This window comes from Kutzneria sp. NPDC051319, assembly GCF_040682195.1.
Lineage (GTDB): Bacteria > Actinomycetota > Actinomycetes > Mycobacteriales > Pseudonocardiaceae > Kutzneria.
Genome location: NZ_JBFBAM010000099.1, coordinates 1 through 26,899 on the forward strand (window position 1 = coordinate 1; position 26,899 = coordinate 26,899).

General features: G+C 70.9%; 21 protein-coding genes and 2 pseudogenes. 17 read left to right on the forward strand and 6 right to left on the reverse strand.

Going from position 1 to position 26,899, the window contains the following annotated elements:
- Positions 1 to 229 precede the first annotated feature (229 nt).
- The 4 genes from AB0M73_RS45580 to AB0M73_RS45595 all read right to left on the reverse strand — a co-directional run bounded on the left by AB0M73_RS45580 (position 230) and on the right by AB0M73_RS45595 (position 6,721).
- Entirely contained in the window at positions 230 to 1,720 is a 1,491-nt protein-coding gene (locus tag AB0M73_RS45580) for a hypothetical protein (RefSeq protein WP_363905776.1), read from the reverse strand.
- Positions 1,721 to 1,833: 113 nt separating this feature from the next.
- Positions 1,834 to 3,201 carry an MFS transporter gene (locus AB0M73_RS45585; protein ID WP_363905778.1) on the reverse strand — a complete coding sequence of 456 codons (1,368 nt, stop codon included), beginning with the start codon at positions 3,199 to 3,201 and terminating at the stop codon, positions 1,834 to 1,836.
- Complete coding sequence (locus AB0M73_RS45590) at positions 3,198 to 4,637, reverse strand: FAD-dependent oxidoreductase (RefSeq protein WP_363905810.1); 1,440 nt, start codon at positions 4,635 to 4,637, stop codon at positions 3,198 to 3,200. The genes AB0M73_RS45585 and AB0M73_RS45590 overlap by 4 nt, the downstream gene beginning before the upstream one ends.
- A 2-nt stretch (positions 4,638 to 4,639) precedes the next feature.
- Complete coding sequence (locus AB0M73_RS45595) at positions 4,640 to 6,721, reverse strand: molybdopterin oxidoreductase family protein (RefSeq protein WP_363905780.1); 2,082 nt, start codon at positions 6,719 to 6,721, stop codon at positions 4,640 to 4,642.
- Between the two features lie 467 nt (positions 6,722 to 7,188).
- Between AB0M73_RS45595 and AB0M73_RS45600 the strand changes: the two genes are divergently transcribed.
- The 11 genes from AB0M73_RS45600 (at position 7,189) to AB0M73_RS45650 (ending at position 19,105) form a co-directional block, all read left to right on the forward strand.
- Positions 7,189 to 9,597, forward strand: a complete 2,409-nt coding sequence (locus tag AB0M73_RS45600) for a nitrate- and nitrite sensing domain-containing protein (protein WP_363905782.1) — start codon at positions 7,189 to 7,191, stop codon at positions 9,595 to 9,597.
- Positions 9,594 to 10,022: a roadblock/LC7 domain-containing protein gene (locus AB0M73_RS45605; RefSeq protein WP_363905784.1), complete on the forward strand. Its 429-nt coding sequence runs from the start codon at positions 9,594 to 9,596 to the stop codon at positions 10,020 to 10,022. The genes AB0M73_RS45600 and AB0M73_RS45605 overlap by 4 nt, the downstream gene beginning before the upstream one ends.
- Complete coding sequence (locus AB0M73_RS45610) at positions 10,019 to 10,453, forward strand: DUF742 domain-containing protein (RefSeq protein WP_363905786.1); 435 nt, start codon at positions 10,019 to 10,021, stop codon at positions 10,451 to 10,453. Before AB0M73_RS45605 ends, AB0M73_RS45610 begins: the two co-directional genes overlap by 4 nt.
- Positions 10,454 to 10,469: 16 nt before the next feature.
- Positions 10,470 to 11,030 (forward strand): ATP/GTP-binding protein, encoded by a 561-nt coding sequence (locus AB0M73_RS45615; protein WP_363905788.1) that lies wholly within the window; start codon positions 10,470 to 10,472, stop codon positions 11,028 to 11,030.
- Positions 11,031 to 11,042: 12 nt separating this feature from the next.
- Entirely contained in the window at positions 11,043 to 13,919 is a 2,877-nt protein-coding gene (locus tag AB0M73_RS45620; protein WP_363905790.1) for a BTAD domain-containing putative transcriptional regulator, read from the forward strand.
- A gap of 141 nt (positions 13,920 to 14,060) precedes the next feature.
- Positions 14,061 to 14,534, forward strand: a complete 474-nt coding sequence (locus AB0M73_RS45625; RefSeq protein WP_043717762.1) for a hypothetical protein — start codon at positions 14,061 to 14,063, stop codon at positions 14,532 to 14,534.
- A 253-nt stretch (positions 14,535 to 14,787) separates the two neighbouring features.
- Positions 14,788 to 15,690 (forward strand): ATP-binding cassette domain-containing protein, encoded by a 903-nt coding sequence (locus tag AB0M73_RS45630; RefSeq protein ID WP_363905792.1) that lies wholly within the window; start codon positions 14,788 to 14,790, stop codon positions 15,688 to 15,690.
- Positions 15,691 to 15,694: 4 nt separating this feature from the next.
- Entirely contained in the window at positions 15,695 to 16,387 is a 693-nt protein-coding gene (locus tag AB0M73_RS45635) for an ABC transporter permease (protein WP_363905794.1), read from the forward strand.
- A 9-nt stretch (positions 16,388 to 16,396) separates the two neighbouring features.
- Positions 16,397 to 17,569, forward strand: a complete 1,173-nt coding sequence (locus tag AB0M73_RS45640) for a histidine kinase (RefSeq protein WP_363905796.1) — start codon at positions 16,397 to 16,399, stop codon at positions 17,567 to 17,569.
- Entirely contained in the window at positions 17,566 to 18,216 is a 651-nt protein-coding gene (locus AB0M73_RS45645; protein WP_363905798.1) for a response regulator transcription factor, read from the forward strand. The genes AB0M73_RS45640 and AB0M73_RS45645 overlap by 4 nt, the downstream gene beginning before the upstream one ends.
- A 187-nt stretch (positions 18,217 to 18,403) precedes the next feature.
- Entirely contained in the window at positions 18,404 to 19,105 is a 702-nt protein-coding gene (locus AB0M73_RS45650) for a hypothetical protein (protein WP_363905800.1), read from the forward strand.
- Here AB0M73_RS45650 and AB0M73_RS45655 read toward each other — a convergent pair whose 3' ends face one another.
- The gene (locus AB0M73_RS45655; protein ID WP_363905802.1) at positions 19,106 to 20,050 is read right to left on the reverse strand and encodes an AsnC family transcriptional regulator; all 945 of its coding nucleotides are present in this window, start codon (positions 20,048 to 20,050) and stop codon (positions 19,106 to 19,108) included.
- A 68-nt stretch (positions 20,051 to 20,118) separates the two neighbouring features.
- Between AB0M73_RS45655 and AB0M73_RS45660 the strand changes: the two genes are divergently transcribed.
- The 6 genes and pseudogenes from AB0M73_RS45660 (at position 20,119) to AB0M73_RS45685 (ending at position 25,948) form a co-directional block, all read left to right on the forward strand.
- A complete protein-coding gene (locus AB0M73_RS45660) occupies positions 20,119 to 21,270 on the forward strand; it encodes a carboxylesterase family protein (RefSeq protein ID WP_363905804.1) in 1,152 nt (383 codons plus the stop codon).
- A gap of 202 nt (positions 21,271 to 21,472) precedes the next feature.
- A pseudogene (locus AB0M73_RS45665) lies at positions 21,473 to 23,116 on the forward strand (MFS transporter); the annotation flags it as partial.
- Between the two features lie 60 nt (positions 23,117 to 23,176).
- A complete protein-coding gene (locus AB0M73_RS45670; RefSeq protein ID WP_363905812.1) occupies positions 23,177 to 23,902 on the forward strand; it encodes a carboxypeptidase regulatory-like domain-containing protein in 726 nt (241 codons plus the stop codon).
- Between the two features lie 4 nt (positions 23,903 to 23,906).
- Positions 23,907 to 24,359 (forward strand): MarR family transcriptional regulator, encoded by a 453-nt coding sequence (locus AB0M73_RS45675; RefSeq protein WP_157494567.1) that lies wholly within the window; start codon positions 23,907 to 23,909, stop codon positions 24,357 to 24,359.
- Complete coding sequence (locus tag AB0M73_RS45680) at positions 24,359 to 25,114, forward strand: carboxypeptidase-like regulatory domain-containing protein (RefSeq protein WP_363905806.1); 756 nt, start codon at positions 24,359 to 24,361, stop codon at positions 25,112 to 25,114. The genes AB0M73_RS45675 and AB0M73_RS45680 overlap by 1 nt, the downstream gene beginning before the upstream one ends.
- Positions 25,115 to 25,126: 12 nt before the next feature.
- Positions 25,127 to 25,948 carry a YceI family protein gene (locus AB0M73_RS45685; RefSeq protein WP_363905808.1) on the forward strand — a complete coding sequence of 274 codons (822 nt, stop codon included), beginning with the start codon at positions 25,127 to 25,129 and terminating at the stop codon, positions 25,946 to 25,948.
- A 64-nt stretch (positions 25,949 to 26,012) separates the two neighbouring features.
- On the opposite strand, the pseudogene AB0M73_RS45690 reads toward AB0M73_RS45685, so the two are convergent.
- Positions 26,013 to 26,899 (reverse strand): annotated as a pseudogene (locus tag AB0M73_RS45690) (IS30 family transposase); the annotation flags it as partial.

Below are 26,899 nucleotides of genomic sequence, written 5' to 3' on the forward strand. Positions count from 1 at the left end.
CTCGGAACGCCATGAACCGGTTTCATGGCTGCCCGAGAGCGGGACTCGCGGTTTTGGAGTTTCACCAGGCCGGGCCACTCGTGTTCCAGCACGTGCGGCGGGTCCCAGACGAGGATGCGGCCGGTCAGCCGCTTGGCGTCGGGCGTGGTCGCGCCGTCGACGACGGTCACGGTGCCGGCTCGCTCATGCCGGCCAGTATTACCCGGCCGGCATATGATCACAAGCGCATCTAACCGGGAAGGATGGGACGGCGGAACTCCCGGACCGCGACCCAGACGGAGAGCACCAGGGCCGCCAGCATGGCGGTGGCCAGGATGCGCATGTCGATGAGGGAGGGGTTGACGGAGCCGCCGCCGAAGCCGCCGCCCCCGAACCCACCGGCGCCGAGGTTGCCGCCGCCCTGAGGCCGCCCGCCAAAGCCATCGCCGCCGAAACCGCCCGAGCCACCGCCGAAACCACCGCCCGTGCCGCCTGAGCCCGAGCCACTGCCGCCAGGAAAGCTGCCGGCCCCGCCCGAGCCCGTGCCGCCTGAGCCCGAGCCGCTGCCGCCGGGAAAGCCGCCGGTCCCGCCCGAGCCCGCGCCGCCTGTACCGCCGCTGCCGGAACCCGTGCCGCCCGGCCGTTGACCGCGCCCGCCCCCGAAGCCGCCACCACCGCTGCCCAGCAGGAACGGCAGGTAGGCGAAGAACGAGGCGAACTGCTCCAGCACCGGCAGCGCCCACAGCTTGCGCGGCAGGTAGAACGCCGCGACGACGGTCAACGCGTCGGCGAGGAAGAAGTACCGCTCGTGCATCGCCGGCAGGAAGTAGGGCACCAACAGCACGGACACCGTGGCCGCCAGGATGATCCGCGTGGACGACATCTCCACCCGACGCCACCACACCGCCACAACCAGGGCCAGCACCAGGAATCCGGTCAGCGCGATGCCGGCGATCCGCAGCGCCGAGGATGTCACCGAGGTGCCCAGGTACTGATACACGTTGGGGGCGTTGAGGGTCAGCAGGTCGAAGGTCCCGGTCTGCGCCACGTACACGGAGACCAGCTGCGAAGGACTGGTGCCGATGAGCAGCGCCGGGATGTCCAGCATCAGGTACACCAGGGGAATCGCCAGCAGCGACTTCCACGGGATGAACCGCAGCAACACCAACAGAAGCAGCAACGGGAACAGGAACACCGTCTGGAGCTTCAACGCGAAGGCGACGCCGATGAAGGCGCACGCCAGCCAAGGACGCTTGCGTAGCAGGAAATACACGCCGCCGACGGCGAAGGCGGCGTACATGGCGTCGGCCTGCCCCCACATCGAGGCGTTCACGACCACGGTCGGCAGGAACAAGACCAGAGCCCCGGCCAGCACCGGCCACCACTTGCCGGGATAGCGCAGCGCCACCAGCCGGTACACGAAGTACCCGAGCACGAAGTCGAACGCCGCCGAGAGGATCTTGATCCCGAGCAGCGGCGTCACCGGCAGATAGCTCAACGCCGCCAACAGGTACAGGTAGGTGACGTTGTAGTTGGCGAAGCTGATGTCCTTCAGTGCCGCGAAACCGCCGTTGGACGCGATGTGCTGGTACCAGGACAGGAAGATCCGCGCGTCCCCGGTCTGGTAGTCCAGGAACGCCATCCGCAGCGCGGCCGCGGCGATCACCACCACGGCCACGACGCCGATCCGCAACAGGGGCCGGCGCGGCGGGGCAGCCGTGGCTGCGAGAACGGTCGCCATGCTGGAGGTCCTCTCCGCTCAGGACAAAGTTCAGGCTGCACTCAGTCAACCGGGCGGGACTGAGTGCAGCCTGTGAGCGAAGGGTCGTTAGCTGGGAACTGTGTGTGAGCCGGCTACACGTTCGACAGGGCCAGGCTGGGCACCTTGGCCACGGCGAAGCTGCGCCGCAGGTAGAACCACCAGGTGATGGCGAAGCACAGCACGTAGAACGCGATGAAGCCGTAGAAGGCGTTGTCGGCGGCCTTGGTCGCGGCCACCGAGCTGGCGATGATCCGCGTGACGAAGAAGCCGCCGAACGCGCCGATGGCCGACACGATGCCGATCGCCGCCGCGGCCTCCCGCTTGCCCTTGCGCACGGCCTCGGCCGAGTCGACCCCTTCGGCGACCTCCCGCTTGGCCTGGGCCACGAAGATCGCCGGGATCATCCGGTACGTGGAGCCGTTGCCGAGGCCGGCCGTCACGAACAGCACCAGGAACGCCCCGAAGAACAGTCCGAAGCTGCCGGATCGCTCGCCCACCACGACGAACGCGGCGGCCACGCCCATCAGCACGAAGTTCCACAGCGTGACCCGGCTGCCGCCGATCCGGTCGGACAGCCAGCCGCCGGCCGGCCGTGCCACCGAGCCGACCAGTGCACCCAGCCACGCGAACCACGTCCCGTGCACGGTGGGGAACTGCGTCTTGATCAGCAGCGGCAGGGCGGCCGAGAAGCCGATGAACGAGCCGAAGGTGCCGATGTACAGAAAGGACATGACCCAGGTCTGGGTCCGCTTGGCCGCCGCGATCTGCGCCGGGAAGTCGGACCGCGCGGTGGCGAGATTGTCCATGTACAGCGCGGAACAGATGGCCGCCGCGATGACGAACGGCATGTAGAACAGGCCCGCCACCGCCAGGCTCCACCCGGTGGCCGCCGCGATCACCAGCGGGATGACCAGCTGCACCAGCGCGGCCCCGAGGTTGCCGCCGGCCGCGTTCAGGCCGAGGGCGAAACCCTTGCGGCTCTCGGGATAGAAGAACGAGATGTTCGTCATGGACGACGCGAAGTTGCCGCCGCCGAAGCCGGCGGTGGCCGCGGCGAACAGGAAGAAGCCGAAGCTGGCGTGCGAGGAGACGGCCACCGTGAGCAGCGCGCACGGGATCAGCAGCATCAGCGAGCTGACGATCGCCCAGTTGCGGCCGCCGAAGCGCGGCACCGCGAACGTGTAGGGCAGCCGCAGCGCGGCGCCGACCAGGTTGGGCAGCGCGGTCAGCCAGAACAGCTGGTCCACCCCGAACTTGAAGCCGGCGGCGGGCAGTGACAGCACCACCACGCTCCAGATCGACCAGAGCGAGAAGCCCAGGTGCTCGGAGAAGATGGAGAAGATGAGGTTGCGGTTGGCGATGCGGCGGCCGGTCGCCGCCCAGAACCCCGCGTCCTCGGGGTCCCACTGCTGGATCCAGGTGCGTCCGCCGCGAACAGGTGCCTCGGTTGTTGTCGTCATGTCGCGTTGCAGCCCAACTTCTCGGGTTCGGTGAGGGGGTCCTGCTCGGCCAGCCAGCGGGACAGCGCGCACACGCTGTCCCGGCAGCCACCGCAGCCCGTGCCGGCCATGGTGGTGCTGACCAGGGAGTCGAACGACCGGGCGCCGGCGTGCCACGCGCCGACCAGCCGGCCCTTGTCCACGGTGTTGCAGCGGCAGATCAGCGTGGACGCCGGCAACGTTGCGGGGTCCACGGCTTCGCCGGCGGGCATGGCGCGGCCCAACAGCAGCGCCATCCGGTCGGCGGGGGCGGGTGTGCTCCGGTCGTGCAGCTGTGTGACGGCGGCGGCCACATCGGGCGCCCCCAACACGATCGCGCCCGTGACCCGGTCGTCACGCAGCACGATCTTGGTGTAGCGGCCGCGGCTGGGATCCTCCAGCCGGACCACTTCCGCGTCGAGATCCTGGGTCTCCACATGGACTTCACCCATGGAAGCCAGGTCAACGTCGCGAGTCTTGAGTCGGGTCACCACGGGCGTGCCCGTGTAGCGGGCGTCCTCGCCGGCGAGCCGCTTGGCCAGCACGGCGGCCTGCTCCCAGGCCGGCTGCACGAGGCCGCCTACGGTGCCGGGATGCGTTGCGCAGTCGCCGATCGCGTAGACGTCGGACGCGCTGGTCCGCAGGCAGTCATCGATGATCACGCCGCGATCCACGGCCATCCCGGCGGCCTCGGCCAGCGCCGTCGAAGGCCGTGCGCCGGCCGAGACGACCACTGTGCCGGCGGCGACGATCGAGCCGTCGTCGAGCTGGAGTCCCTTGCCCGGCAAGTACTTCGTGGCGAAACGTCCGAGCCGGAAGTCGATGCCCTTGGTGCCGAGGACCCGGGCCAGCACGTGTCCGCCGGCCGGGTCGAGCTGACGTTCCATGAGGTGGCCGACGGGGTGCACCACGGTCACCGGGCAGCCGCGCCCGGCCAGGCCGCGGGCGGCTTCCAGGCCGAGCAGACCGCCGCCCAGCACGGCCACCGGCCCGAAGTCCTTGGCCATGCCGACGATCTGCTGACAGTCGTCGAGGTCGCGAAAGGCGACGACGCCCGGTGCGAGGACGCCATCGACCTGTAGCCCGTCGGTCGGCGGCACCCACGGGCTGCTGCCGGTGGCCAGCACCAGCGCGTCGTAGTCCACAGTGGAGCCGTCGGTCAGCACGACTCGGTGCTCGGTGACAAGAATCGCCGACGCGGCCACGCCGAGCCTGAGGTCGATCCCGTTGTCCTGGGCCCAGTCCGGCGAGTGCAGCAGCACATCGTCCGGGGTCATGGCGCCGGCGACGACGTTCGACAGCAGGATCCGGTTGTAGGCCGGGTGCTTCTCCGCGCCGATCACGGTGATCGCCGCGCCGGAGCCGCGCAGGTTGTCGGCCAGGCGGGCGCCGGCCATGCCGTACCCGACGATCGTGATCCTCACGCCGCCCCCAACCGCACCGCGCACACCTTGAACTCGGGCATTCGGCTGGTCGGGTCCAGCGCCGGGTTGGTGAGCAGGTTGGCCCGCTGCGCGCCGGGGAAGTGGAACGGGAGGAACACGGTGTCCGGCCTGATGGTCGTCACGCAGCGAACCCGGGCCTGCACGGCGCCACGCCGGGATTCCACGGCGGCCCACTGTCCATCGTGGACGCCGAAGCGGCGGGCGGTGTCGGGGTGCACCTCGACGAAGGCCTCCGGACTGGCCTCCATCAGCGCCGGCACCCGACGGGTCTGCGCGCCGGACTGGTAGTGCTGCAACACCCGCCCGGTGGTGGCGTGCAACGGAAACTCCGTGTCCGTCGGCTCGGCCGGGCCGGTGTGGTCGACGGCCTGGAACCGGGCCAGGCCGCCCGGGTGGGCGAAGCCGTCCAGGAAAAGCCTTGGTGTGCCGGGATGGTCGGCCGCCGGCACCGGCCAGTGCAGGGCCTCGCCGTCCCGCAGCCGGTCGTAGCTGATGCCGGAGTAGTCGGCGGGGCCGCCGGCCGAGGCACGGCCGAGCTCGTCGAACACTGTCTCGGCATCGGTGGGAAACCGGTACGCCGGCTGGCCGAGCCGCGTGGCCAGGCCGTGCAGGACGTCAAGGTCGGTCCGCACGCCGATCGGCGGCGTGACTGCCTTGCCGCGCAGCAGGATCCGGCCCTCCAGGTTGGTCATCGTGCCGTCTTCCTCGGCCCATTGCGTGACGGGGAGGACGACATCGGCGACGGCTGCGGTTTCCGACAGCACGAAGTCCGATGTGACCAGCAGTTCCAGGGATTCCAGGCGCTCGGCGATGTGGCCGGCACGGGGCGCGGAGACCACGATGTTGCTGCCGAACACCAGCAGCGCCTTCGGGCCGTCGGTCGTGCCCAGCGAATCCAGCAGCTCGTACGCGGACGGCCCCGGGCCGGGCAGCTCGTCGGCCGATACGCCCCAGACCCCGGCGACATGCGCCCGCGCCGCCGGGTCGTCGATCTTGCGGTAGCCGGGCAGCTGATCCGCCTTCTGCCCGTGCTCGCGGCCGCCCTGCCCGTTGCCCTGCCCGGTCAGACAGCCGAAACCGGAACCGGGGCGCCCACACAGGCCCAGAGCCAGGCAGAGGTTGATCCACGCCGACACCGTCGCCACGCCGGTCGCGTGCTGCTCGGTGCCGCGTGCCGTGAGCACGTATGCGTTGCGCGCCTTGGCCAGCAGCGCCACGGCAGCCCGCTGGTCGGCCGCCGGCACGCCGGTGATCCGCTCCACCCGCTCCGGCCACCAGGCGGCGGCGATCCGCCACACTTCGTCGAAACCCGTTGTGCGCTCGGCGATGTACTGGTGGTCCAACAGTCCGTCTGCCACGGCCGCATGCAACATGCCCAGTGCCAGCGCGAGGTCCGTGCCGGGCGCGGGCTGGAGGTGCACGGCGGCGGTCTCGGCTGTTGCGGTTCGGCGTGGGTCGACGACGATCAGGCCGCCCCGGTCCGCGGCCGGACGGATGTGCCGCATGAACGGCGGCATGGTCTCGGCGACATTGGCCCCCACCAGCAGAATCGCGTCGGCGTCGGCCAGGTCGGACGCCGGGAACGGCAGGCCCCGGTCGACGCCGAACGCCTTGATGCCGGCGGCCGCGGCCGAGGACATGCAGAACCGGCCGTTGTAGTCGATCTTCGACGTGCCCAGCGCGACACGGGCGAACTTGCCGAGCAGATAGGCCTTCTCGTTGGTCAGCCCGCCGCCGCCGAACACACCGACCGCGTCCGGGCCGAGCCGGTCGCGCAGTTCGTGCAGGCGCAGGGCGACGTAGTCGAGCGCCTCGGCCCAGCCGACCGGCCGCAGCGGCGCGTCCCGGCTTTCTCGCAGCAGCGGCGTGGTGAGCCGGTCGGGCGCACGGAGCAGGCTCGCCGCCGTCCAGCCCTTCTGGCACAGGCCGCCCCGACTGGTCGGGAACTCGCGCGGCGCGACGGTTGCCTCGGCTCGCTCGTCGCGGACGACCATGCCGCACTGCAGCGCGCAGTACGGGCAGTGGGTGTCGACCTCGACGCGGGCGTCGACAGGCATGTGTACCTCCGACGGGTTCGCGAGGCTTCGGCGACCCGGAGCCTCTCAACGGCATGGGCGCAGCACCGTGAATCCGGCGTAAAGGGCCTGTTCCGGCGTCCTCACAGTGGGTGATTGGTTGCTGTGCGCTGCGGGCTCACCAATCCGGCCGACGCAAGCTATCACGATCGCACAGTGGAGTAAAAGGGCCTGTGAGGTTCGACTGTAAAGGTTTTCGATCACGTTCTGTCTGTGTCCGATTTAGTCGCCGCATCGGCCTTGGCGTGCTCATTTGTCATTCACGTACGAGTCGTGAAGATCATGGCGCGGCCATTTGTCATTAGGTTCGTGACTATGTGATGTGGCTAGCCCGTTTGTCCTATTGACAATGCTTGTCGGGATGTGGAACCTTCCCTGCACTGGGGCTGGTGGACGCATTCGCGGCGTTTTCCGCTCCCGCATGCGCGTTTCAACGACAGGAGCACGTGGTGAGCGCACGGCACCGGCCGGCCGGCGGTGAGGTCGACGGCCCCGAGCCCGGCGGGCTTGCGAAACTGGTCCGGCCGGGCACCATTCGCGGCCGGCTGGCGCGCATTCTGGTGTTCTCACTCGTGCTGGTGCTCGCGCTGCTCGGCGTGACCATCGCCGGCCAGGTCGGCGGCTACCTGGCCGCGGGCGACACCGTGAGCTCGGTCTCGCTGGCACTGAAGGTCCAGGACTTCGTCCAGGAAGTGCAGCGCGAACGCGGCCTGACCAACGGCATGCTCGGCGGCGAGACCCGGTTCCAGCCGACGGTGCTGACCCAGCGCACCGCCACCGACAAGGCGCAGACCGCGCTGAACCAGGCGTTGACCGATGACAGCGCGCCCGGTGTCGCGCAGGTACGTGACGCACTGTCACGTTTGTCCGGCCTGACGTCCACCCGGGAGAACGTCGACGCCGGCCGGGCCGACCGCAACGCCACGTTCCAGTACTACACCGCGGGCATCGCCGCGCTCAACGGCTTGCAGCTCGGGCTGGACCAGGCCCAGGACCCGCAGCTGCGGCGCGGACTCCAGGCCCTGTACGCCCTCGGCGACGCCAAGGAGTACACCGGCCAGGAGCGAGGATTCCTCAACGGCGTGTTCGCCGCGGACAAGTTCGGCCCCGGCGAGTACGTCCACTTCACCGAGATCCGCGCCAGCAAGCAGGCCGGCCTCACCGACTACGCCCGTCACGCCACCCAGCCGCAGCAGGCGGCCCTGGACGAGGCCCTACGCAGCGACAACGCGACCAAGGCCGCGGCCTCGGAGACCGTCGCCATCGGCTCCACCCGTGGCCCCATCGACACCAGGACCGACCCGGTCGCCTGGTGGAACCAGATGACCTCGGTCATCGACGCCGAGCGCAAGGTGCAGCAGGCCGTCGGCAACGACCTCACGGCCCGCGCCCAGGACCTCCAGGGCCAGGCCAGCACCACGCTCGCCGTCTTCCTCGGACTGGCCCTGCTCGCGGTGGCCGCCGAGGTGGTGCTGGTGATCGGCAGCATCCGGTCGATCGTGCGCCCGCTGGCCGCGCTGGCATCCGAGGCCGACGACGTGGCCGGACGACGGCTGCCGGCCGCCATCGCCGCCTGGCACCAGCCTGGCGAGGTCGAGGTGGAGCCGCCGCAGCCCGTGCGCACCCCGCCCAAGGCCGGCGCCGAGATCGCCTCCGTCGCGCAGGCGCTGGACCGGGTCCAGACCACAGCCTTCGAACTGGCCTCCGAGCAGGCGCTGGTCCGCCGCAACACCACCGAGTCGCTGGCCAACCTGGGCCGGCGCAACCAGAACCTGGTGCGCCGCCAGCTGAACTTCATCAGCGAGTTCGAGCAGGAGGAGTTGGACCCGTCCGCGCTGGCCAACCTGTTCGAGCTGGACCACCTGGCCACCCGCATGCGGCGCAACGCCGAGAGCCTGCTGGTGCTGGTCGGCGAGACCAGCCCGCGGCGCTGGGCCGAGCCGCTGCCCCTGTCCGACGTCATCCGCGCCGGCTTGTCCGAGGTGGAGGACTACCGCCGGGTGGTGCTGCGCCGCGTGGACGAGGCGCTGATCACCGGGGCGGTGGTCAGCGAGCTGGCCCACCTGCTGGCCGAGCTGATCGAGAACGGCCTGGCCTTCTCGCCGCCCGACCTCGAGGTCGAGATCTACGGGCGGCGCGTGGCCGGCGGCTACATGCTGGCGGTGGTCGACCACGGCGTCGGCATGGCCAAGGACCAGCTGGCCAAGGCCAACGCCCGGCTGCGCGGCGAGGAGGACTTCATCGTCGCGCCCACCCGCTTCCTCGGCCACTACGTGGTCGGCCGGCTCGCGCAGCGGCTGGGCATCGAGGTGGAGCTGACGGTGTCGCCGGTCAGCGGCATCGTGGCCCGGATGCTGCTGCCGACGGACATCCTGGCCGAGACCAGGCCGGACACGCCCAAGCAGGCCGAGATCAAGTGGCCCAGCGCCGAGCCGGAGGCCCCACCAGTGGCCTCGACCGGTGTGGGCCAGATTCCGCCGATGCGCTCGGAGAAGGTGCAACCGCCGCAGCGACAACCGCGGCCGCCGGCGCCCGTCCAGTCCGCTCAGCAACCGTCGGTTCCGGTGCGCAGCCGGCAGGAGCGCCTGTCCGGAACACCGACGCCGGTGCCTGCGGCCCCGGCGATGGTGCAGCGCACCAAGAACGGCTTGGTCAAACGAAACCGGAACCGGCCGGAGGAGCCCGCCGCCCCCAGTCGCCCGCCCACCGCGGTGGAGCAAACGCCGGCGACACGGAGCTCACGGTCGCCCGAGGAGGTCCGCTCGATGCTGTCCAGCTTCCGGTCGGGCCATCAGCGCGGCGAGCGCGGACCGTTGCCCGCACGAGTCAACACCGTTCCCGAGGAGGAGCCCCGGTGACCGCCGAGGTGCAGCACGCCGACCCGCACACCTTCAACTGGCTGCTGGCCAACTTCGTCCGTGGCACGGATGGTGTCCGCGACGCGGTGGCGGTGTCGTCGGACGGTCTGCTGATCGCCATGTCCGAGGGCCTCGACCGCACGGCCGCGGACCGCCTGGCCGCCCTGGTGTCCGGGCTGTCCAGCCTGGCCAAGAGCGCGGCCCGCAACTACGACTTCGAGGGCCTCAAGCTGATCATGATCGAGATGAAGCGGGGTTTCCTGCTGGTCTCGGCCATCGAGGGCGGCAGCTGCGTGGGCGTGATCGCCGACAGCAACTGCGACATCGGCCTGGTCGGCTACGAGATCGCCGTGCTGGCCGACCGGGCCGGCGCGCTGCTCACCCCGGCGCTGATCTCCGAGTTGAGAGAGACGCTGCGGCGATGAGCGACCAGCCGCGCCTGCCGGACCCGCGGATGATCCGGGTCGAGCCCGCGCCGACCTGGTTCGCGCCGAACACGCCCGTGCCGTCCCCGCACGAGCCCGCGTCCGAACCGGCCGAGTCGTTCGTGCGGCCCTTCATCGTCACCGGCGGGCGCACCATGCCGCTGCGCGACGACCTGCGGATCGAGACGCTGGTCGTGGCCGACCGGGCCGCGTTGACCGCGCCGCTGCGCTTCGAGTTGCTGACGGTGGTGCGGCTGTGCCAGCACCCCATGTCGGTGGCCGAGGTCGCCGCGCACCTGCACGTGCCGCTCGGCGTGGCCAAGGTCGTGGTCGGCGACCTGATGGCCGCCGGGCACGTGACCGTGCACCAGCCGACGGAGCTGACCGTCGCGACCATCGAGAGGATCAGGGACCTTGTCCGGGCGCTCTGAACACGGGCCGACGTCGGTGAAGATCGTCATCAGTGGCGGCTTCGGTGTCGGCAAGACCACCCTGATCGGGGCCATCTCGGAGATCGAGCCGCTGGTCACCGAGGCGGCCATGACCGAGCGGTCGGTCGGCGTGGACGACCCGGGCAACCTCAGCGACAAGCACACCACCACCGTCGCGCTGGACTTCGGCCGCGTCACGCTGGACTCCTCGCTGATCCTGTACCTGTTCGGCACGCCCGGCCAGGACCGGTTCGTGTTCCTGTGGGACGACCTGGTCGAGGGCGCGCTGGGCGCGGTCATCCTGGTCGACACCGGCCGCATCGAGGACTGCTACCCGGTGCTGGACTACTTCGAGCGCCGGGACACGCCGTTCGTCGTGGCCGTCAACCACTTCCCGGGGCAGCAGTCGTTCGACCTGGACGAGGTGCGCGAGGCCCTGGGCGTCGACGAGGCCATCCCGCTGGTCGCCTGCGACGCCCGCGACCGCGAATCTGTCAAAGACGTCCTGGTCACGGTCATCGAACAGGTACTGTTGGCCCGGTTGACAGCTCCGCCCCAGGTCAGCGCCACACAGTAAGGCAGGTGCGGCATGCGGTACGGGATCCTCGGCCCGCTGGAGGTCACCCGTACCGGGGAGGCGGTCACGCCCACCACGCCGCAGCAGCGCACCGTGTTGGCCCTGCTGCTGGCCAACGCCGGCAGCTGGGTGTCGCTGAGCACGATCGTCGACGAGCTGTGGCCGTCGCAGACTCCGCGCAGCGCCAGGGTCATCGTCCAGGTCGCGGTGTCCAAGCTGCGCAAGGTGTTGCCGGCCAACGCGATCCGCACCGGGCCGTCGGGCTACTTGTTGACGTTTGACGGTTCTTTCGCGCCTTCGGCCGAGTTCGACCAGTCCGAGTTCGTCGCCGAGGCCCGGCGCGGCCGCGAGCTGATGGGCGCCGGTCGGCTGGGGCCGGCGCGGGAGCTGCTGGCCGCGGCGCTGGGTCGGTGGCGCGGGGACGCGCTGTGCGACGTCGTGCGCGGGCCGGTGCTCGACGGGCATGCGCGGTGGCTGGAGGAGCTTCGATTATCCACTGTGGACAGTCGTGTTCGGATCGACCTCGCCCTCGGCCGCTGTCAGGACGTGATCGCCGAGTTGACCGTGTTGCTGGCCCGGGATCCCGGGCAGGAGGTGCTGGCCGGCTCGCTCATGGTGGCGCTGCACCAGGCCGGCCGGTCGGCCGAGACTGCCGAGGTCGTCGACCGGGTCGCCGCGTTCCTCGATGCCGATCCCGGGCCGGTGCTGCGCCGGCTGGTGACCGACCCGTCCGCGTGGGAGCTGCCGCGGACCGTGGTCAGAACCGCTCAGCTGCCGCCGGCCGTGCCGGACTTCGTTGGACGCCATGAGATCCCGCGTGACGGCGCATTCACCGTCCTGTGTGGACCGTCGGGGGCCGGGAAGACCGCGCTGGCGGTGCGGATCGCCCATGACCGGCGTTCGGACTTCCCGGACGGTCAACTGTTCGCCCAGCTGCGTGGAGTGGAGACCGCCGAGGTGCTGGGCTCGTTCCTGTCCTCGCTCGGCTGTGAAGTCCCGTACGGCCTGCTGGAACGGCAGCAACTTTTCCGCAGTGTGACGGCCGATCGCCGGATTCTGGTGGTGCTGGACGATGCCGCCTGTGAGGCGCAGGTCCGGCCGCTGTTGCCCGGTGGCGCTCGCTGCGCCGTGCTCGTGACGTCCAGAAGCCGCCTTTCCGGGTTGGAGGGCGCCGTCGTCGCCGAGGTGGGCGAGCTGTCGCCGTCCGACGCGCTGGCGCTGCTCTCGGCCGTTGCGGGCGCGGATCGTGTTGCGGCGGAGGAGGAATCGGCCCGTGAGCTGGTTCGGCTGTGCGGGCATCTGCCGCTGGCCGTGCGGGTGGCCGGCGCCAAGCTGGCGTCGACGAAGTATCTGCTGGTGCGGGAATTAGTTGAGCGGATCGCCGACGAGCGCCGACGGCTGGCCGAGCTCAAGGTCGGCGACCTGGACGTGCGGGCCGGCGTCGAGATCGGCTACCGCTCGTGCGATCCGGTGCAGCGCAAGCTGTTGCGGCTGTTGGGCTGGTTCGACTCCGTGGACCTGCCCGAGTGGGCCATGACCACGCTGCTCGGCGTCGACGCCTCGGCCGCCCTCGCCGGCCTGGTCGAGGCCCAGCTGGTCGCCGTCGTCGGCCGGGATCGCCTGGGGCAGCTGCGTTATCGTCCGCACGAACTGATCCGGGTCTTCGGCTACGAGCGCCTGCTGGCCGAGGAACCGTCAGGTGACGAGGCGCTCGACCGTCTGCTTAGGTCCTATTTGGACGTTTCCGTCCGCGCCGACCGCAAGCTGCCGATCGGGCGCTTTCCCGTTGCCCCGGCCGACAAGGTGGCCGATCCGGCGGTGGTCCGCCGGGCCGAGGCGGATCCGCTGGGCTGGCGGGACGCGGAAGCCGGCATGCTGCACTGCCTGACGCGGCTGGCCCACCGCCTCGGCCGGTGGGCGCTGGCCGGGCGGCTGGCTGAGGTCTGCACGGCTCGCCCCGGCGATCGACGGATCGAGGTCATCGGCCTGGTCTCGGCCCGGCACACCGGCGACCGTCGGGCCCAGGCCGTCAGCCTGTGCCGGCTCGGCGACCTGCACTGGGACGCGCACGGGCGGGCCAACCGGGCTCGCGTCTACTACGACATGGCGTGCCGGATCTTCACCGGGCTCGACGACCAGTCCGGGCTCGGCCGAGCGCTCGCCGCCCGTGCCGACATCGACGTCGAACGCGGCGACATCGAACGGGCCGAGGTCGCCCTGGCCGACGGCCTGACCATGCTGCGCCAGGTCGACGACCAGACCGGGCAGGCCGATGTCCTGCGCCAGCTCGGCGCACTGCTCGCCGACCGCGGCCGTCCCGGCGAGGCCATCCGGTGTTTCGAGGACAGCCTCCGCCTCGCCCGCGGCCTCCGTGACCGCCGCCGCGAGGCCTATGCCGGCAAACAGCTGGCGGATGTCCTGCGGCGCAACGGTGAACACGGCCGGGCCGGCGCCTTGCTGGAGTCCGCGCTGGCCGCCAGTGTCCGTCTGGCCGACCGGCATTGGGAGGCGCATGTGTTGCGCAGCCTAGGGGAGCTGTCCGACGCCGAGGATCCGTTGACCCGTGCCCTGGAGATGTTCCAGGCGTCCGGTTACGAGCACGCCAGCGGCTACGCCTTGCGGTCGCTGGGGGAGTGGCATCGCCGTCGGGGCCAGGACGACCGGGCCGATGCCTTGCTACGGGCCAGCCTCGCGGTGTTCGAGGGCATCGACGACCGCCGCGGCCGGGCGTATGCCCTGCTGGGCCTGGGGCAGCTTCGCCACCACGCGGGCAGTCCGGCCGAGGGCCGCCGCGCCGTCCGGGAGTCCATCAAGCTGTTCAAGGGCTTGGGCTTCACCGGCTGGCAGGCCGAAGCCCGCCGCACCCTCCGCCTCCTCACCGCCGTGTGACCCCCGCGAGTCCCGCCTAGCGTCACACCGAAAGTCGTTTTTCATGTGCTGGAGAGCGGGACTCGCGGGGGTGGCGTTTAGCGGCTGTTTAAGGGGGGTGGGTTCACTGGGCGCCCCTGCTCGTACCGGAGGAGTGTGCACATGAAAGCCGTTCTGGTCGCCGCGGCCATCGCCGGGTCCCTTGTCGCCGGCGCGGGTGTCGCAAGCGCGGCGCCGGCCGTGACCAAGCTGTCCCAGTCGCAGGCCGCCTCGGAGCTGCGGGCGGCCGGCATCACCTGGTCGTCCAGCGGCAACTGCACCACCCGCAGCAACTCGCACTGCACCTCGTTCGACCAGATCAACTCCAGCACGGTCAACGGCGTGATCACGCTGCGGCACGCCAGCGGCTGCGCCATCAACATCACCGGCGGCACCGAGGTCGGCCACGCGTCCGGCACCTACAGCCACTACAACGGCTACAAGGTGGACATCGCGCACAACAGCTGCATCGACAACTACGTGCACAACAGCTTCACCTACATCGGCCTGCGCGGCGACGGCTACCCGCAGTGGAAGGCGGCCTCGGGCAACCTCTACTGCGACGAGGGCAACCACTGGGACATCACCTACTTCTGAACCGACTTCTGACCAGCAGGACGAAGTCGTCCGTCGCCCGTACGCGGAGGGCCGGCAGCAGCCGGTGGGCGGCGGCACTCGGCCCCTGCGGCCCGGCCGCGAGCCACGCGGCCGCCGCAGGGGCCCGTACATCTTTTGTCGTACCCGGAACTCGACCTCGTGGTGACGACGTGGCATGCCCGCACGGGCGATCTTTGTGGCCACGGGAGCCGCGGCCAGCAGGGCCGCGGCCGGACCGCGAGGTTGTGAGCGGATGATCGTCGCGCGCGGACTGACCAAGCGCTATGGATCGGTGACAGCGGTGGACGACCTGTCGTTCACCGTGCAACCCGGCGTGGTGACCGGGTTCCTCGGCCCGAACGGATCGGGCAAGTCCACCACCATGCGGCTGATGCTGGGCCTGGACCACGGCGCCGGCCGCACCGAGTTCGACGGCCGCGGCTACGGCGAGCTGGCGCATCCGGCGCGGACCGTCGGCGTCATGCTGGACGCGAAGGCCGTGCACCCGGGCCGCACCGCCCGCGCCCACCTGCGCATGATCGCCGCCGGGGCCGGAATTCCCGCCGACCGCGTCGACCAGGCGCTGGAGCGGGTCGGCCTGCTGGACGTCGCCGATCGCCGCGCCGGGGGCTTCAGCCTAGGCATGTCGCAGCGGCTCGGCCTGGCCGGCGCGCTGCTGGGCAACCCGCAGGCCTTGATGCTGGACGAGCCGGCCAACGGCCTCGACCCCGAGGGCGTGCGCTGGCTGCGTGACCTGCTCAAGGCGCTCGCGGCCGAGGGCCGCACGGTGTTCGTGTCCTCCCACCTGCTCAACGAGATGGCCGTGCTGGCCGACGCCCTGGTGGTGATCGGGCAGGGCCGGCTGGTCGCCGCCGAGACCACGGACTCGTTCGTCGCCCGCAACTCCCGGCCCGAGGTGCTGGTCCGCCCGGCCGACCCCGGCCTGCTGGCGGATCTGCTGGTCCGGGCCGGTTTCCGGGTGATCCCGCACCCGGACGGCTCGCTCGTCGTCGCCACGCACGACACCGACGCCATCGCCACCATCGCGATGCGCGCCGGGATCGTGCTCCGTGAGCTGACCGTCCGTCACAGCAGCCTGGAGGACGCGTTCTTCACCGCGACCGCCGGCGCCGCGCAGTTCCGTGGGAGGGCCTGACCCGATGCTCGACGCTGTCCGCTACGAGTTCGTCCGACTCCGCTCGCTGCGCTCCACGTGGGTGCTGTTCGCGACCGGGCCGGTGATCCAGTTCCTGTTCGCCCTCATCTGGGCCACGCACCACGACATGCCCGTGCAGACCCGGTTCGACAACGCCTTCCTCGGCCTCTTCCTGGTGCTGGCCCTGCTGCCCGCGATGGCTGTCGGGGTCGCCGCGTTCGGCCACGAGTACCGGTACCGCACCATCGTCACCACCACGTTGACATTGCGCGCACCGGCCCGCATCCTCGGCGCCAAGGCCGTCGTGATCGCGCTGTTCGCCGCCGTCTCCGGCGCGGCGCTGGTCGCCGTCACGCTGCTGGCCGAGGTCGTCGGCGGCACGGCGTTCACCGACGGCGGCGCCATCGCGCAGGCCTTCGCCGGGACCGTCGTCTTCGCCGTGCTCAGCTCGCTGCTCGGACTCGGCGTCGCCGCCGTCACCCGCAACGCCACGGTCGCGCTGGTCGCCATGATCGCCTTTCCGACCATCATCGAGACGCTGCTGGCGCTGGGCAAGGTCGACCCGTCGCTGATCCCGTTCTCCTCGGCGGCCAGGCTCATCACCACCGGTCACTGGTCGTCGCCGCTGGCGCTGCTCGTGCTGGCCGCGGTGTTCCTGGCCGCCAGCTGGGTGACGCTGCGCCGCCGCGACGCCTAGGGTTGCGACGTGAAGAAGTTCGTGTCCTGGTTGGACGGTCCGCACGGGACCCTGCTCCGCGACGCCGTGGTGGCCGCTTTTGTCGGCTGGCTTACCGTCTCCGAGGCGCACACCAGCTCGTACGGACTGCTCCCGGACGGCCCGGCGGCGATCGCGGTGGCCGTCGTCGGTTCCGCGGTGCTGATCGTGCGCACCCGGTTTCCTTGCACAGTCGCACTTCTGGCCACGTTGGTCCAGGTGTTCGACGGGGCGTTCGTGCCGATCGTGTTCGCCGTCTACACGCTGGCCGTGAAGCGGGGCACCACCCGTGCCACCTGGTTGATCTCGGCCTGGTCGGCGGTGGCGCTGCTGCTGCCGTGGCGGCCCGGCTTGCAGCTGTCGTTCGCGTACCAGTTCGACGGCCCCGATGTGCTGTTGGTGCTGGTCGTGCCGCTGCTCATGGTCGGTTTCCCGCTGCTGCTCGGGCTGTGGGTCGGGCAGCGCCGGCAGCTGGTCGCCAGCCTGCGGGACCGGACCCGGCAGGCCGAGCTGGAACGGGACATGCTCGCCGTGAAGGCCGTCGCCGACGAGCGCACCCGGATCGCCCGCGAGCTGCACGACGTCGTGGCCCACCGGGTCAGCCAGATCACCGTGCAGGCCGGGGCCTACACCATGTCGTCCAACACGGAGACGGCCGAGTTCGCCGAGGGCATCCGCAAGACCGGGGCCGCCGCCATGGAGGAGCTGCGGGAGCTGCTCGGCGTGCTGCGGCGGGAAGACGCCGAGGACGGCGACGCCGCGCCCAAGCATCCCCAGCCGACCCTGGCCGCAGCGTGCGAGCTGATCACCGAGGCCACCGCCGCCGGGCAGCACGTGCGGGCCGATCTGCCCGACAAGCTGCCGGAAGTGCCCGGCACCACCGCTCGTGCCGTGTACTGGCTGCTGCACGAGTCCCTGATCAACGCCGGCAAGCACGCCCCCGGCTCGGAGATCTCGGTGAGCCTGCGTGATCATGACGGTCAGCTGGACGTGCGCGTGGCCAACTCCGTCGGCCTGCCTCGCGCCACCCCCGTGCCCCGCTCGGGTTTCGGCCTGATCGGCATGCGGGAGCGGGTGGTGCTGTCCGGCGGCACCCTCGCCGCCGGGCCCGCGCCCGGCGGCGGTTTCGAGGTGGCCGCCACGTTTCCGAAGGAGCCCCGGTGATCAAGGCCGTGTTGCTGGAGGACGAGGAACTGGTCCGCCTCAGCATCAAGATGATTCTGGAGAGCAGCGGCCGCGTGGAGGTCGTGGCCGACCGCGACGACGGCGTCGACGCGGTGGAGCTGGTCCAGGAGCTGCGTCCGGACGTCGTGGTCACCGACATCCGGATGCCCACTGTGGACGGTCTGGAGGTCACCCGCCGCCTGCACGCGCTGTCGGGGCCGCCGCCTATCCTGCTGCTCACCACCTTCGACCTCGACGAGTACGTCTACGAGGCCCTCGGCGCCGGCGCCGCCGGATTCCTGCTCAAGGACACCCCGCCGCGGGACCTCATCCGTGGCGTCGAGATGGTCGCCGCCGGCAACGCGGTGCTGGCCCCGTCCGTCCTGAAGCGCATGGCCGTCCGCTATTCCGGTGGTGTGGTGGCGAAGCAGGCCGCGGCACAGGCCCGTTTGGACACTCTCACCGACCGTGAGCGCGAGGTCGTGCTGGCCGTGGCGACCGGGGCCGGCAACACCGAGATCGCCACCCGGCTGGAGGTCAGCGAGGCCACCGTCAAGGTCCACGTCAGCCGGGCCATGACCAAGCTCGGCCTGGACAACCGGACCCAGTTGGCCATCCTGGCCTTCCAGGCCGGCGCAGCCGGGTGACCCCTGGTGACGGACTTGCCGCCGCCCGGTACAGTCCATGGCAAGGCACACGCGGGTGCCGAGCGGCGTCACATCCCCGGCTTCGGTGACGCTCCTCGTTGAAGGGTTTCTGCTCAGCCCACCGCGTCCTCCTCCCCACCGTGTGTGGGCGCGTCGCGCCGGGCGGCGCGTCTCGAGGACGCCTCCCATGCCCCGTCATTCCCCGTTGGTCGCCTCCGTCGCCCGCCTCCGCCGTCCCTACACCGGCGAGCCCCAGTGGGCCGTCGAGCCCGAGGTCGGCGGCGCGCTGGCCGACCTTTCCCCGTTGGAGCTGGCCCATCTCCTCGGCCAGGCCTCCGGTCCCATGCCCGATCGCGTGCGCCGCCTGGTCCTGCCCGACGCCGCCGACCCCGTCCAGCAGTCGTTGGAGGCGGCCGTGTTCTGCGCCGCCTCGACCATCGCCCGCCCCGTGTTCTGGATGGTGCAGCCCCGCCACGACCAGATCCGACTGTCCCTCATGCCCGACGTCGCCGCCGAACTGGTCCGAGCCCTGTACTTTCTGGTGCCGTCGCTGGTTTCCCGTCCCATCGGCATGCACGTGTTCCTGGAGCTCGGGCCGGCCACCGTGGTCCTCACCGGCACCGGCTCCGACCGTTGGGCGTCGTTGATGGACGGCTTCGCGCCCTCCGCCGCCCCCACCCTCCCGTCGGCCCTCGATCCGTTGCTGAGCTGCCTGTTGCGCCGGATCTGTTTGTTCCCTTCGCCTCCGCGGGTCGAGTCCGACGAACTCCGTTGGCAGGACGGCCCTTCCGTCGAGTGGATCGCCGCCGCCCTGGCCCATCCCATCGCGGGCCTGTCGGTTCCGATGACCTTGGCGCTGGCCGCTCAGTCGCCGACGACCATGCGGTAGCTATGAACGGATCAGACCGGCGCGCTTCATCGTGGTCAGGAGCGGGGTCACCTCGGTGCCGACGCTGCTGTCGACCCCGCCGCCGGTCAGAAACCCGTACAGGGCAGCGAGATCGGCGGCGGCGACGGCGACGAGGAGGTTGGCCCGGCCGGTGGTCGCGGCGACGAAGCGAACCTCGGGGTGCTGGCTCAGGGCCTCGCCGGTGGCGTTCAACTCGCCGGGGGCGACGTTGAGCCACAGCATGGCTTCCCCGTGCACACCGAGCAGGGCCAGGTCCACCTCGATCGCCAGCCGCATGCTCGCACCGCGAACCAGGGCGTCGACCCGCCGCCGCGCGGTGACGGCGGAAGTTCCGGCGCCGGCGGCCAGATCGGTGTAGCTGGCCCGGCCGTCGGCGGTCAGGCCGGCGATCAGGGCCTCGTCGACGTCGTGATGGGTGGGCGGAACCAGGTACCCGGCCGGGATGGGAGGCTTCCCGGGCTCGCCGGTCCACCGGAAAGCCGTGGGGAAGACCCGGAGCATCGTGTACGAGGTCCAGGACTCGACGGCGGCGGTGGCCGGCAGATCCCGCAGCAGCAACAGGTTCCGGGCTTCGGCGCCGTGCAGCATGAACTGGGCGCAGATCTCGTCGCCGCCGCCGATGATGTCGACGGCGATGGTGTCGGGCCGCCGGGCCAGCACGGCGGCGACGGCGCGGATGCGGTTGGGCTGGCAGCGGATCCGCAGGGCCATGGGGATGAGCCCGGGGAAGTGCATGGGGTTGCGCACGACGGTGGCGCGCAGGGTGCCGTCCTGGAACAGCGGCAGCGCCCGCCGAACCACGGTCCGCTCGGAGATCCCCAGCTCGGCGCCGACGGCCCGCCACGAGGCGCGCGGGGAGGCCAGCAGCACGGCCACGATCCGCCGCTCGGTCTCGTCCAGCATTTGTCGCACAATCACCTCCACGGGCCGAATCATGTCTCAGATACTGAACAAAACTACCCAAGAACACCGTAAAGCTCTAGACCGGTGGCATGGACGTGAACACGACGACGGGGCCGGTCCGGGGCGCGACGAACGGAAAGGTCACGGCCTTCCGGGGCATCCCTTACGCGACGGCGGAGCGGTTCCGGCCGCCGACCCCGCCCCGGGCCTGGACGGAGCCACGGGATGCGACGAAACCGGGCCCCGAGGCCCCGCAGCTCCAGTCCCGGCTGTCGTGGGTGATGGGTGAGCGCGAACTGGACTGGGCCGAGGACGGCTGCCTCAACCTCAACGTGTGGACGACCGACACCACCGCGAAAAAGGCCGTCCTGGTCTGGTTCCACGGCGGCGGTTTCACCAGCGGCTCGGGTGGTTGGGACTGGTACGACGGCACGAACCTGGCCGGGCACAACGACATCGTGGTGGTCACGGCCAACTACCGCCTGGGCGCGCTCGGCTACCTCTACAAGCCGGAGATCGGCGCGGACAACCTCGGCCCGCAGGACCAGGGGGCGGTGCTGCGCTGGGTGCGCGACAACATCGCAGCATTCGGCGGCGACCCGGACCAGGTCACCGTCGGCGGCCAGTCGGCCGGGGCGTACTCGGCGCTGTACCTGGCGATCGACCCGGCGACCAAGGATCTGGTGCACCGCCTCGTGTTGGAGAGCGGCCCCTGGGCACTGCCGCCGACCGACCCGGCAACGGCCGCGAAAACCGCCGACCGATTCCTCGACGCTCTCGGCGAGGATCCGGAGAAGGCGACCGCCGAGCAGATCCTGGCGACGGTGCCGAAGCTGGCCGAGCCGGGCATGGCCGCGCCGCCGCTGATGCCGGTGTTGGGCGGGGCCGGCTACCCGAGGCCCTGGACCGATGCTGATCTCTCCGGCCTCGACGTGCTGATCGGCCACACCAAGGACGAGATGGTGGCCTTCGGCGGGGGCCCCGACATCTTCGAGCAGGGCGTGCACGAGATCGCCAAGGCCACCGACGGTTTCGCCTACCGCTTCGACCGGTCGGGCCCGCTGGGCGCCCCGCACTGCGTGGAGCTGCCGTATCTGTTCGGCACGTTCGTGGCGTTCCGGGGCAGCCCGATGATGGACCCGAGGGCCGCCGAGACCGACTTCGGCACGGCTGTGGCCGACTTCACGAGGACCGGCGACCCCGGCTGGAACCGCTACCCGGAGTTCCGGCACTTCGTGTGACCGTGGCGACATGAGCCCCTCGTGCGGAATGACCAAGGCCCCTTGATAGTTGTGCGAAGCAACAATTTCGGTTAGCCTACGTCAAGCAAGTTCCGCACGAGGGGAGGACCCGTTGTCGACGGCCCAGCACGCCAAGGCGCCGATCCAGGCGGCCTTGGGTCCGCGCTACAAGTGGATCGCGCTGTCCAACACCACGTTGGGCATGCTGATGGCGACCATCAACTCGTCCATCGTGCTGATCGCACTGCCGGACATCTTCAAGGGCATCGGGATCAACCCGCTCGCGCCCGACAACACCAGCTACCTGCTGTGGATGATGATGGGCTTCCTCGTCGTCACCGCGGTGCTGGTGGTCAGCTTCGGCCGGCTCGGCGACATGTACGGCCGGGTCAAGATGTACAACATGGGCTTCGCGATCTTCGCGGTGTCCTCCGTCCTGCTGTCCATCACCTGGTTCGACGGCACGAACGCGGCCCTGTGGCTGATCGGCTGGCGCGTGGTGCAGGGCATCGGCGGCGCCTTCCTGATGGCCAACTCCAGCGCCATCCTCACCGACGCCTTCCCGGCCAACCAGCGCGGCACGGCCCTGGGCCTCAACGCGGTGGCCGCGATCGCCGGCTCCTTCCTCGGCCTGGTCCTCGGCGGTGTGCTCGCCCCCGTCGACTGGCACCTGGTCTTCATCGTCTCCGCCCCGTTCGGCGTCTTCGGCACCATCTGGGCGTACCTCAAGCTGCACGACAACGGCCTGCGCCAGAAGGCCAAGATGGACTGGTGGGGCAACATCACCTTCGCGGTGGGCCTCATCGTGGTGCTGGTCGCGATCACCTACGGCATCCAGCCCTACGGCGACTCCAGCATGGGCTGGGGCAACCCGTGGGTCTACGGCTCGCTGATCGGCGGCGTGCTGGTGCTGATCGCCTTCGGCGTCATCGAGACGAAGGTCGCCAACCCGCTGTTCAACCTGAGCCTGTTCAAGATCAGGGCGTTCACCGCGGGCAACGTCGCCAACCTGCTGGCCTCGCTCGGCCGCGGTGGCCTCCAGTTCGTGCTGATCATCTGGCTGCAGGGCATCTGGCTGCCGCAGCACGGCTACAGCTTCGAGTCGACGCCGCTGTGGGCCGGCATCTACATGCTGCCGCTGACCGTCGGCTTCCTCGTCTCCGCGCCGCTGTCCGGCGTGCTGTCGGACCGTCTGGGCGCCCGCGCCTTCACCACCGGCGGCATGCTGATCACAGCGGCCAGCTTCGTGGCGCTGATCGTGCTGCCGGTCGACTTCAACTACTGGGTGTTCGCGGTCATCCTGCTGGTCAACGGCCTGGGCATGGGCCTGTTCTCCTCGCCCAACCGGGCCGACGTGATGAACAGCCTGCCCACCAACGCCCGCGGCGTCGGGGCCGGCATGACCGCCACCTTCCAGAACTCCGCGATGGTACTGTCCATCGGCATCTTCTTCAGCCTGATCATCGCCGGTCTGTCGGCCAGCCTGCCCAGCACGCTGGCCAACGGCCTGGTGTCCAACGGCGTGCCGCAGGCCGCCGCCGACCAGGTGGCCTCGCTGCCCGCGGTGGGCGTGTTGTTCGCGGCGTTCCTCGGCTACAACCCGATCCAGCAGCTGCTCGGCCCGGTGCTCCAGCAGTTGCCGGCCGACAAGGCCAGCTTCCTGACCGGCCGCAGCTTCTTCCCGAGCCTGATCTCCGGGCCGTTCCAGCAGGGCCTTCAGGTCGTGTTCTGGTTCGCGGTGGCGGCCTGTGTGGTCGCGGCCGTGGCGTCCTGGCTGGTCGGCAAGCGCAACAAGGCGCTCCTGCCGGAGCCGGTGGGCCAGGAGCTGGCCGCGGTCGCCGGTGAAGGCGCCTTCAGCGACGTCGACCTGGTCATTCCGGTCGGCACGGTGGTGCTGGCCGGCCGGGTGCACACCCTCAGCGGCTCGGGCATCGGCGGCGCGGTGATCACCGTGACCGGTCTGGACGGCTCGCAGGTCGACCGGGTGCCGGTCGACACCGAGGGCCGCTACGAGCTGGTCGACCTGCGCAAGGGCACGTACACGCTGATCGTCACGGCCGCTGGCTACCGCCCGGCCGCCGGCACGTTCACCGTCACCGACACGGTCGGCGCGCAGGACTTCGAGCTGGCCGGCGGCGGCCTGATCGCCGGCACGGTCCGCTCCGACGGCATTCCGGTGCCGCTGGCCGCGATCGTGGCCAGCGACGTCGACGGCCAGATCCTGGCCCAGGTCGCGGCGGACGAGGCCGGCCGGTACCGGATCGAGGGCCTGCCCGACGGCGACGCCGTGCTGACCGCCAGCGCGTCCGGCTACGAGCCGACCGCCGAGCCGGTGGGCGTCTCGGCCACGCGTCCGTCTACTGTGGACTTGAACCTGCCGGTGCAGGCCGTGGTGCACGGCGTGGTCACCGCGCCCGACGGCCCGGCGGTGGCCGGCGCGACCGTGACCGCGGTCGACGGCGACGGCCGGGTCGTGGCCAGCGCCGTGACCGGGACGGACGGCAGCTACCGGCTGACCGGGCTGCCCAGCGGCGACTACACGGTGGTGACCAGCGTGTACGAGCCGGTCGCCGTGCGGGTCAGCGCCCGTGCGGGTGAACTGTCCACTGCAGACGTGGTCTTCGGGAGGTGACGTCGTGGCGCCCAACGTAGTGCGTGACGACGACCTCGCCGGCCGGTTGCAGTTGGCCATCAGCGCCATCTCGCACCGGATGAAGACCCACGCCGCCAGCGACGAGCTGACGCCGACCCGGCTGGTCACCCTGGCCGCCGTGGCCGAGCACGGGCCGCTGCGCATCAGCGACCTGGCCGACCGGGTCGGCATCAGCGCCGCCACCATGTCGCGGCTGGTGGACTGGCTGGTCGAGCACCGGTTGCTGACCAGGACGTGCAGCACCAAGGACCTGCGGGTCAGCAACGTCGCGCTGAGCCCGGAGGGGGAGGGCCTGCTGGAGCGGATGCGCGGCGTCCGCACCGGCTACCTCGCCGAGCGGATCAGCCGGCTGCCAGCCGATCAGGTGCGTGCGCTGGCCGGGGCGCTCGAGGTGCTGGAGGATTTCGCGACGGGCTCGGAACAGGAGCGGCACTGATGGACTCCTCGCTCATTCGCGGCAGGGTGGTCGGCGCGGACGGCGCGCTGATCGGCCGGGCCGCGCTCACGCTGATCGACTCGGCGGGGCGGCAGGTCGGCCGGACCTCCTCGGAGGTCGACGGCACGTACCACTTCAACGTGGCGGCCAGCGGCGGCCACGTGCTGATCGTGACGGCGCCCGGCCACCAGCCGCAGGCCGTCACCGTGATGGTTGAACCCAACGGCGCGCGGGTCGACGTGATGCTGTCCGGCACCAGCGGATTGTCCGGCCTCGTGCACTCCGCGGGCGGCGCCCCGGTGCCCTCGGCCGCGGTCACGCTGGCCGACGGTCGCGGCGAGGTCGTCGCCTCCCGCGTCACGGGGGCCGACGGCGCCTACACGTTCGACGACCTGGTGGCCGGCAGCTACACCCTCGCCGTCAGCGCCCCCGCGCTGCGCCCGGTCGCCATGACCGTGGCCGTGCCCGCCACCGGCCGCGTCACGCAGGACGTGGAGCTGGCCGGCGGCGCCCGCGTGCGCGGTGTCGTGCGCACCAACGACAGCGGCCGCCCCGCCGAGGCCCGCGTCACGCTGGTCGACGCGGCCGGCACGGTCATCGCCGCCACCAGCACCGAGGCCGACGGCAGCTATGTCTTCGAGGACGTGCCCGAGGGCGACTACACGATCATCGCCACCGGCTACCCGCCGGCGGCCAGTGCCCTGCGGATCGGTGGCGGCAACCAGAGCCGGCACGACATCGAGTTGAGTTTCTAAAGGGGATTCGCCATGAGCCAAGGCGTCAACGCGCTGGTGCGCACCGGCGACGGCTGGGCCGTGCAGCACGCGGTGCTCACCGTCACCGACCTGTCCGGCAACCAGGTCGCCCGCAGCGGGGCCGACCAGGACGGCGCGGTCAGCACCGACGCGCTGCCCGCCGGCACGTACACCGCGATCCTCACCGCCGCCGGCTACTCGCCGGTCGCCCGCACCGCGATGGTCACCGCCAGCGGCTCCGCCCCGCTCGGCACCATCACCCTCGACCGCGTCGGCGGCGTCGACATGCCGCCGCCCGGCGTGTGGACCATCGACCCCGCGCACTCGTCGATCACCGTCGTCGCGCGGCACCTGGGCATGTCCAGCGTGCGCGGCCGGTTCGACGACTTCGGCGGCACCGTCGAGGTCGCCCACCCGGTCGAGCGATCCTCGGTTTCCGCGGTGATCCAGGCCGCCAGCGTCGACACCAACAGCAAGATGCGCGACGACCACCTGCGCTCCAAGGACTTCCTCAACGTCGAGCTGCACCCGGTGATCACCTACCGCAGCACCGGGCTGGCCCAGCTCAGCGAGGAGCGCTGGGCGCTGGACGGGGAGCTGACCCTCAACGGCGTCACCCGCCCCGTGCAGCTGGATCTGACCTACCTCGGCACCGGCCCCGACGCCTGGGGCGGCACCCGTGCCGCCTTCCACGCCGTGACCGAGCTGCACCGTGACGACTTCGCCATCACCTACAACCAGGTGCTGCGGGCCGGCATCGGGGCCATCGGCGCGACGTTGCGGGTGGAGATCGACATCCAGGCCGTGCGGGGCGACAGCCTGCCCGGCGCCTGACACCTCGCTCGCGAAGGCCCCCTCCCAGGTGGGCGGTTTCTAGGGGTCGTTGCAACACAGGTGGTTAGCTGGCGTCGGTCAGGAGCTTAGCCAAACGCTCGGCTGGGGTGTCCCAGCCGAGCGTTTTGCGTGGACGGCCGTTGAGCTGGACCGCGACCGCGTCCAGGTGCTCGCGGCTGTGGACGGACAGGTCTGTGCCTTTGGGGAAGTACTGGCGGAGCAGGCCGTTGGTGTTCTCGTTGGAGCCGCGCTGCCAGGGTGAGTGCGGGTCGCAGAAGTAGACCGGCATGTCGGTGGCCAGGCTGAACTGGTGATGCAGGTGCATCTCGCTGCCCTGGTCCCAGGTCAGCGACCGGCGCAGGTGCGCGGGCAGGGCGCTGATGGTGTCGATGAGGGCGTCGCGGACGACATCGGCTGTGCGTCCGGTCGGCAGGTGCACCAGCATCACGTAGCGGGTGGCCCGCTCGACCAGGGTGCCGATCGCGGACTTGTTGTCCTTGCCGATGATCAGATCGCCTTCCCAGTGGCCGGGCACGTTCCGGTCGGCGGCCTCGGCGGGACGCTCGCTGATCATGACCATCGGGGCTGCTGGGCCTGACGGCGAGGGCGGCGTAGCGCACGGCCGGTGCGCAGGGCGGCGGCCAGTTCACGTCGGAGCTCGCCGCGGCCTTGGACGTAGAGGGCCTGGTAGATCGTCTCGTGGGTCACGTGCATCCCTGGCTGGTCGGGGAAGTCCCGGTGCAAGCGTCGCACGATCTGCTCCGGGCTCCACCGCGAGTTCGGGCCGTCCTGGATGGCCTGGCGCAGGTCCGGGTTGGCGGCGATCTTGCCGGTCTTGGGCCGTGGCCGGCGGGCTTCGGCTCGATGTTGGGCCGCGTGCGGGCGGTAATCGCCGCTGTCGGGGTGGGCGTTGCGGCGCAGTTCCCGGCTGATCGTGGACGGGGCGCGGCC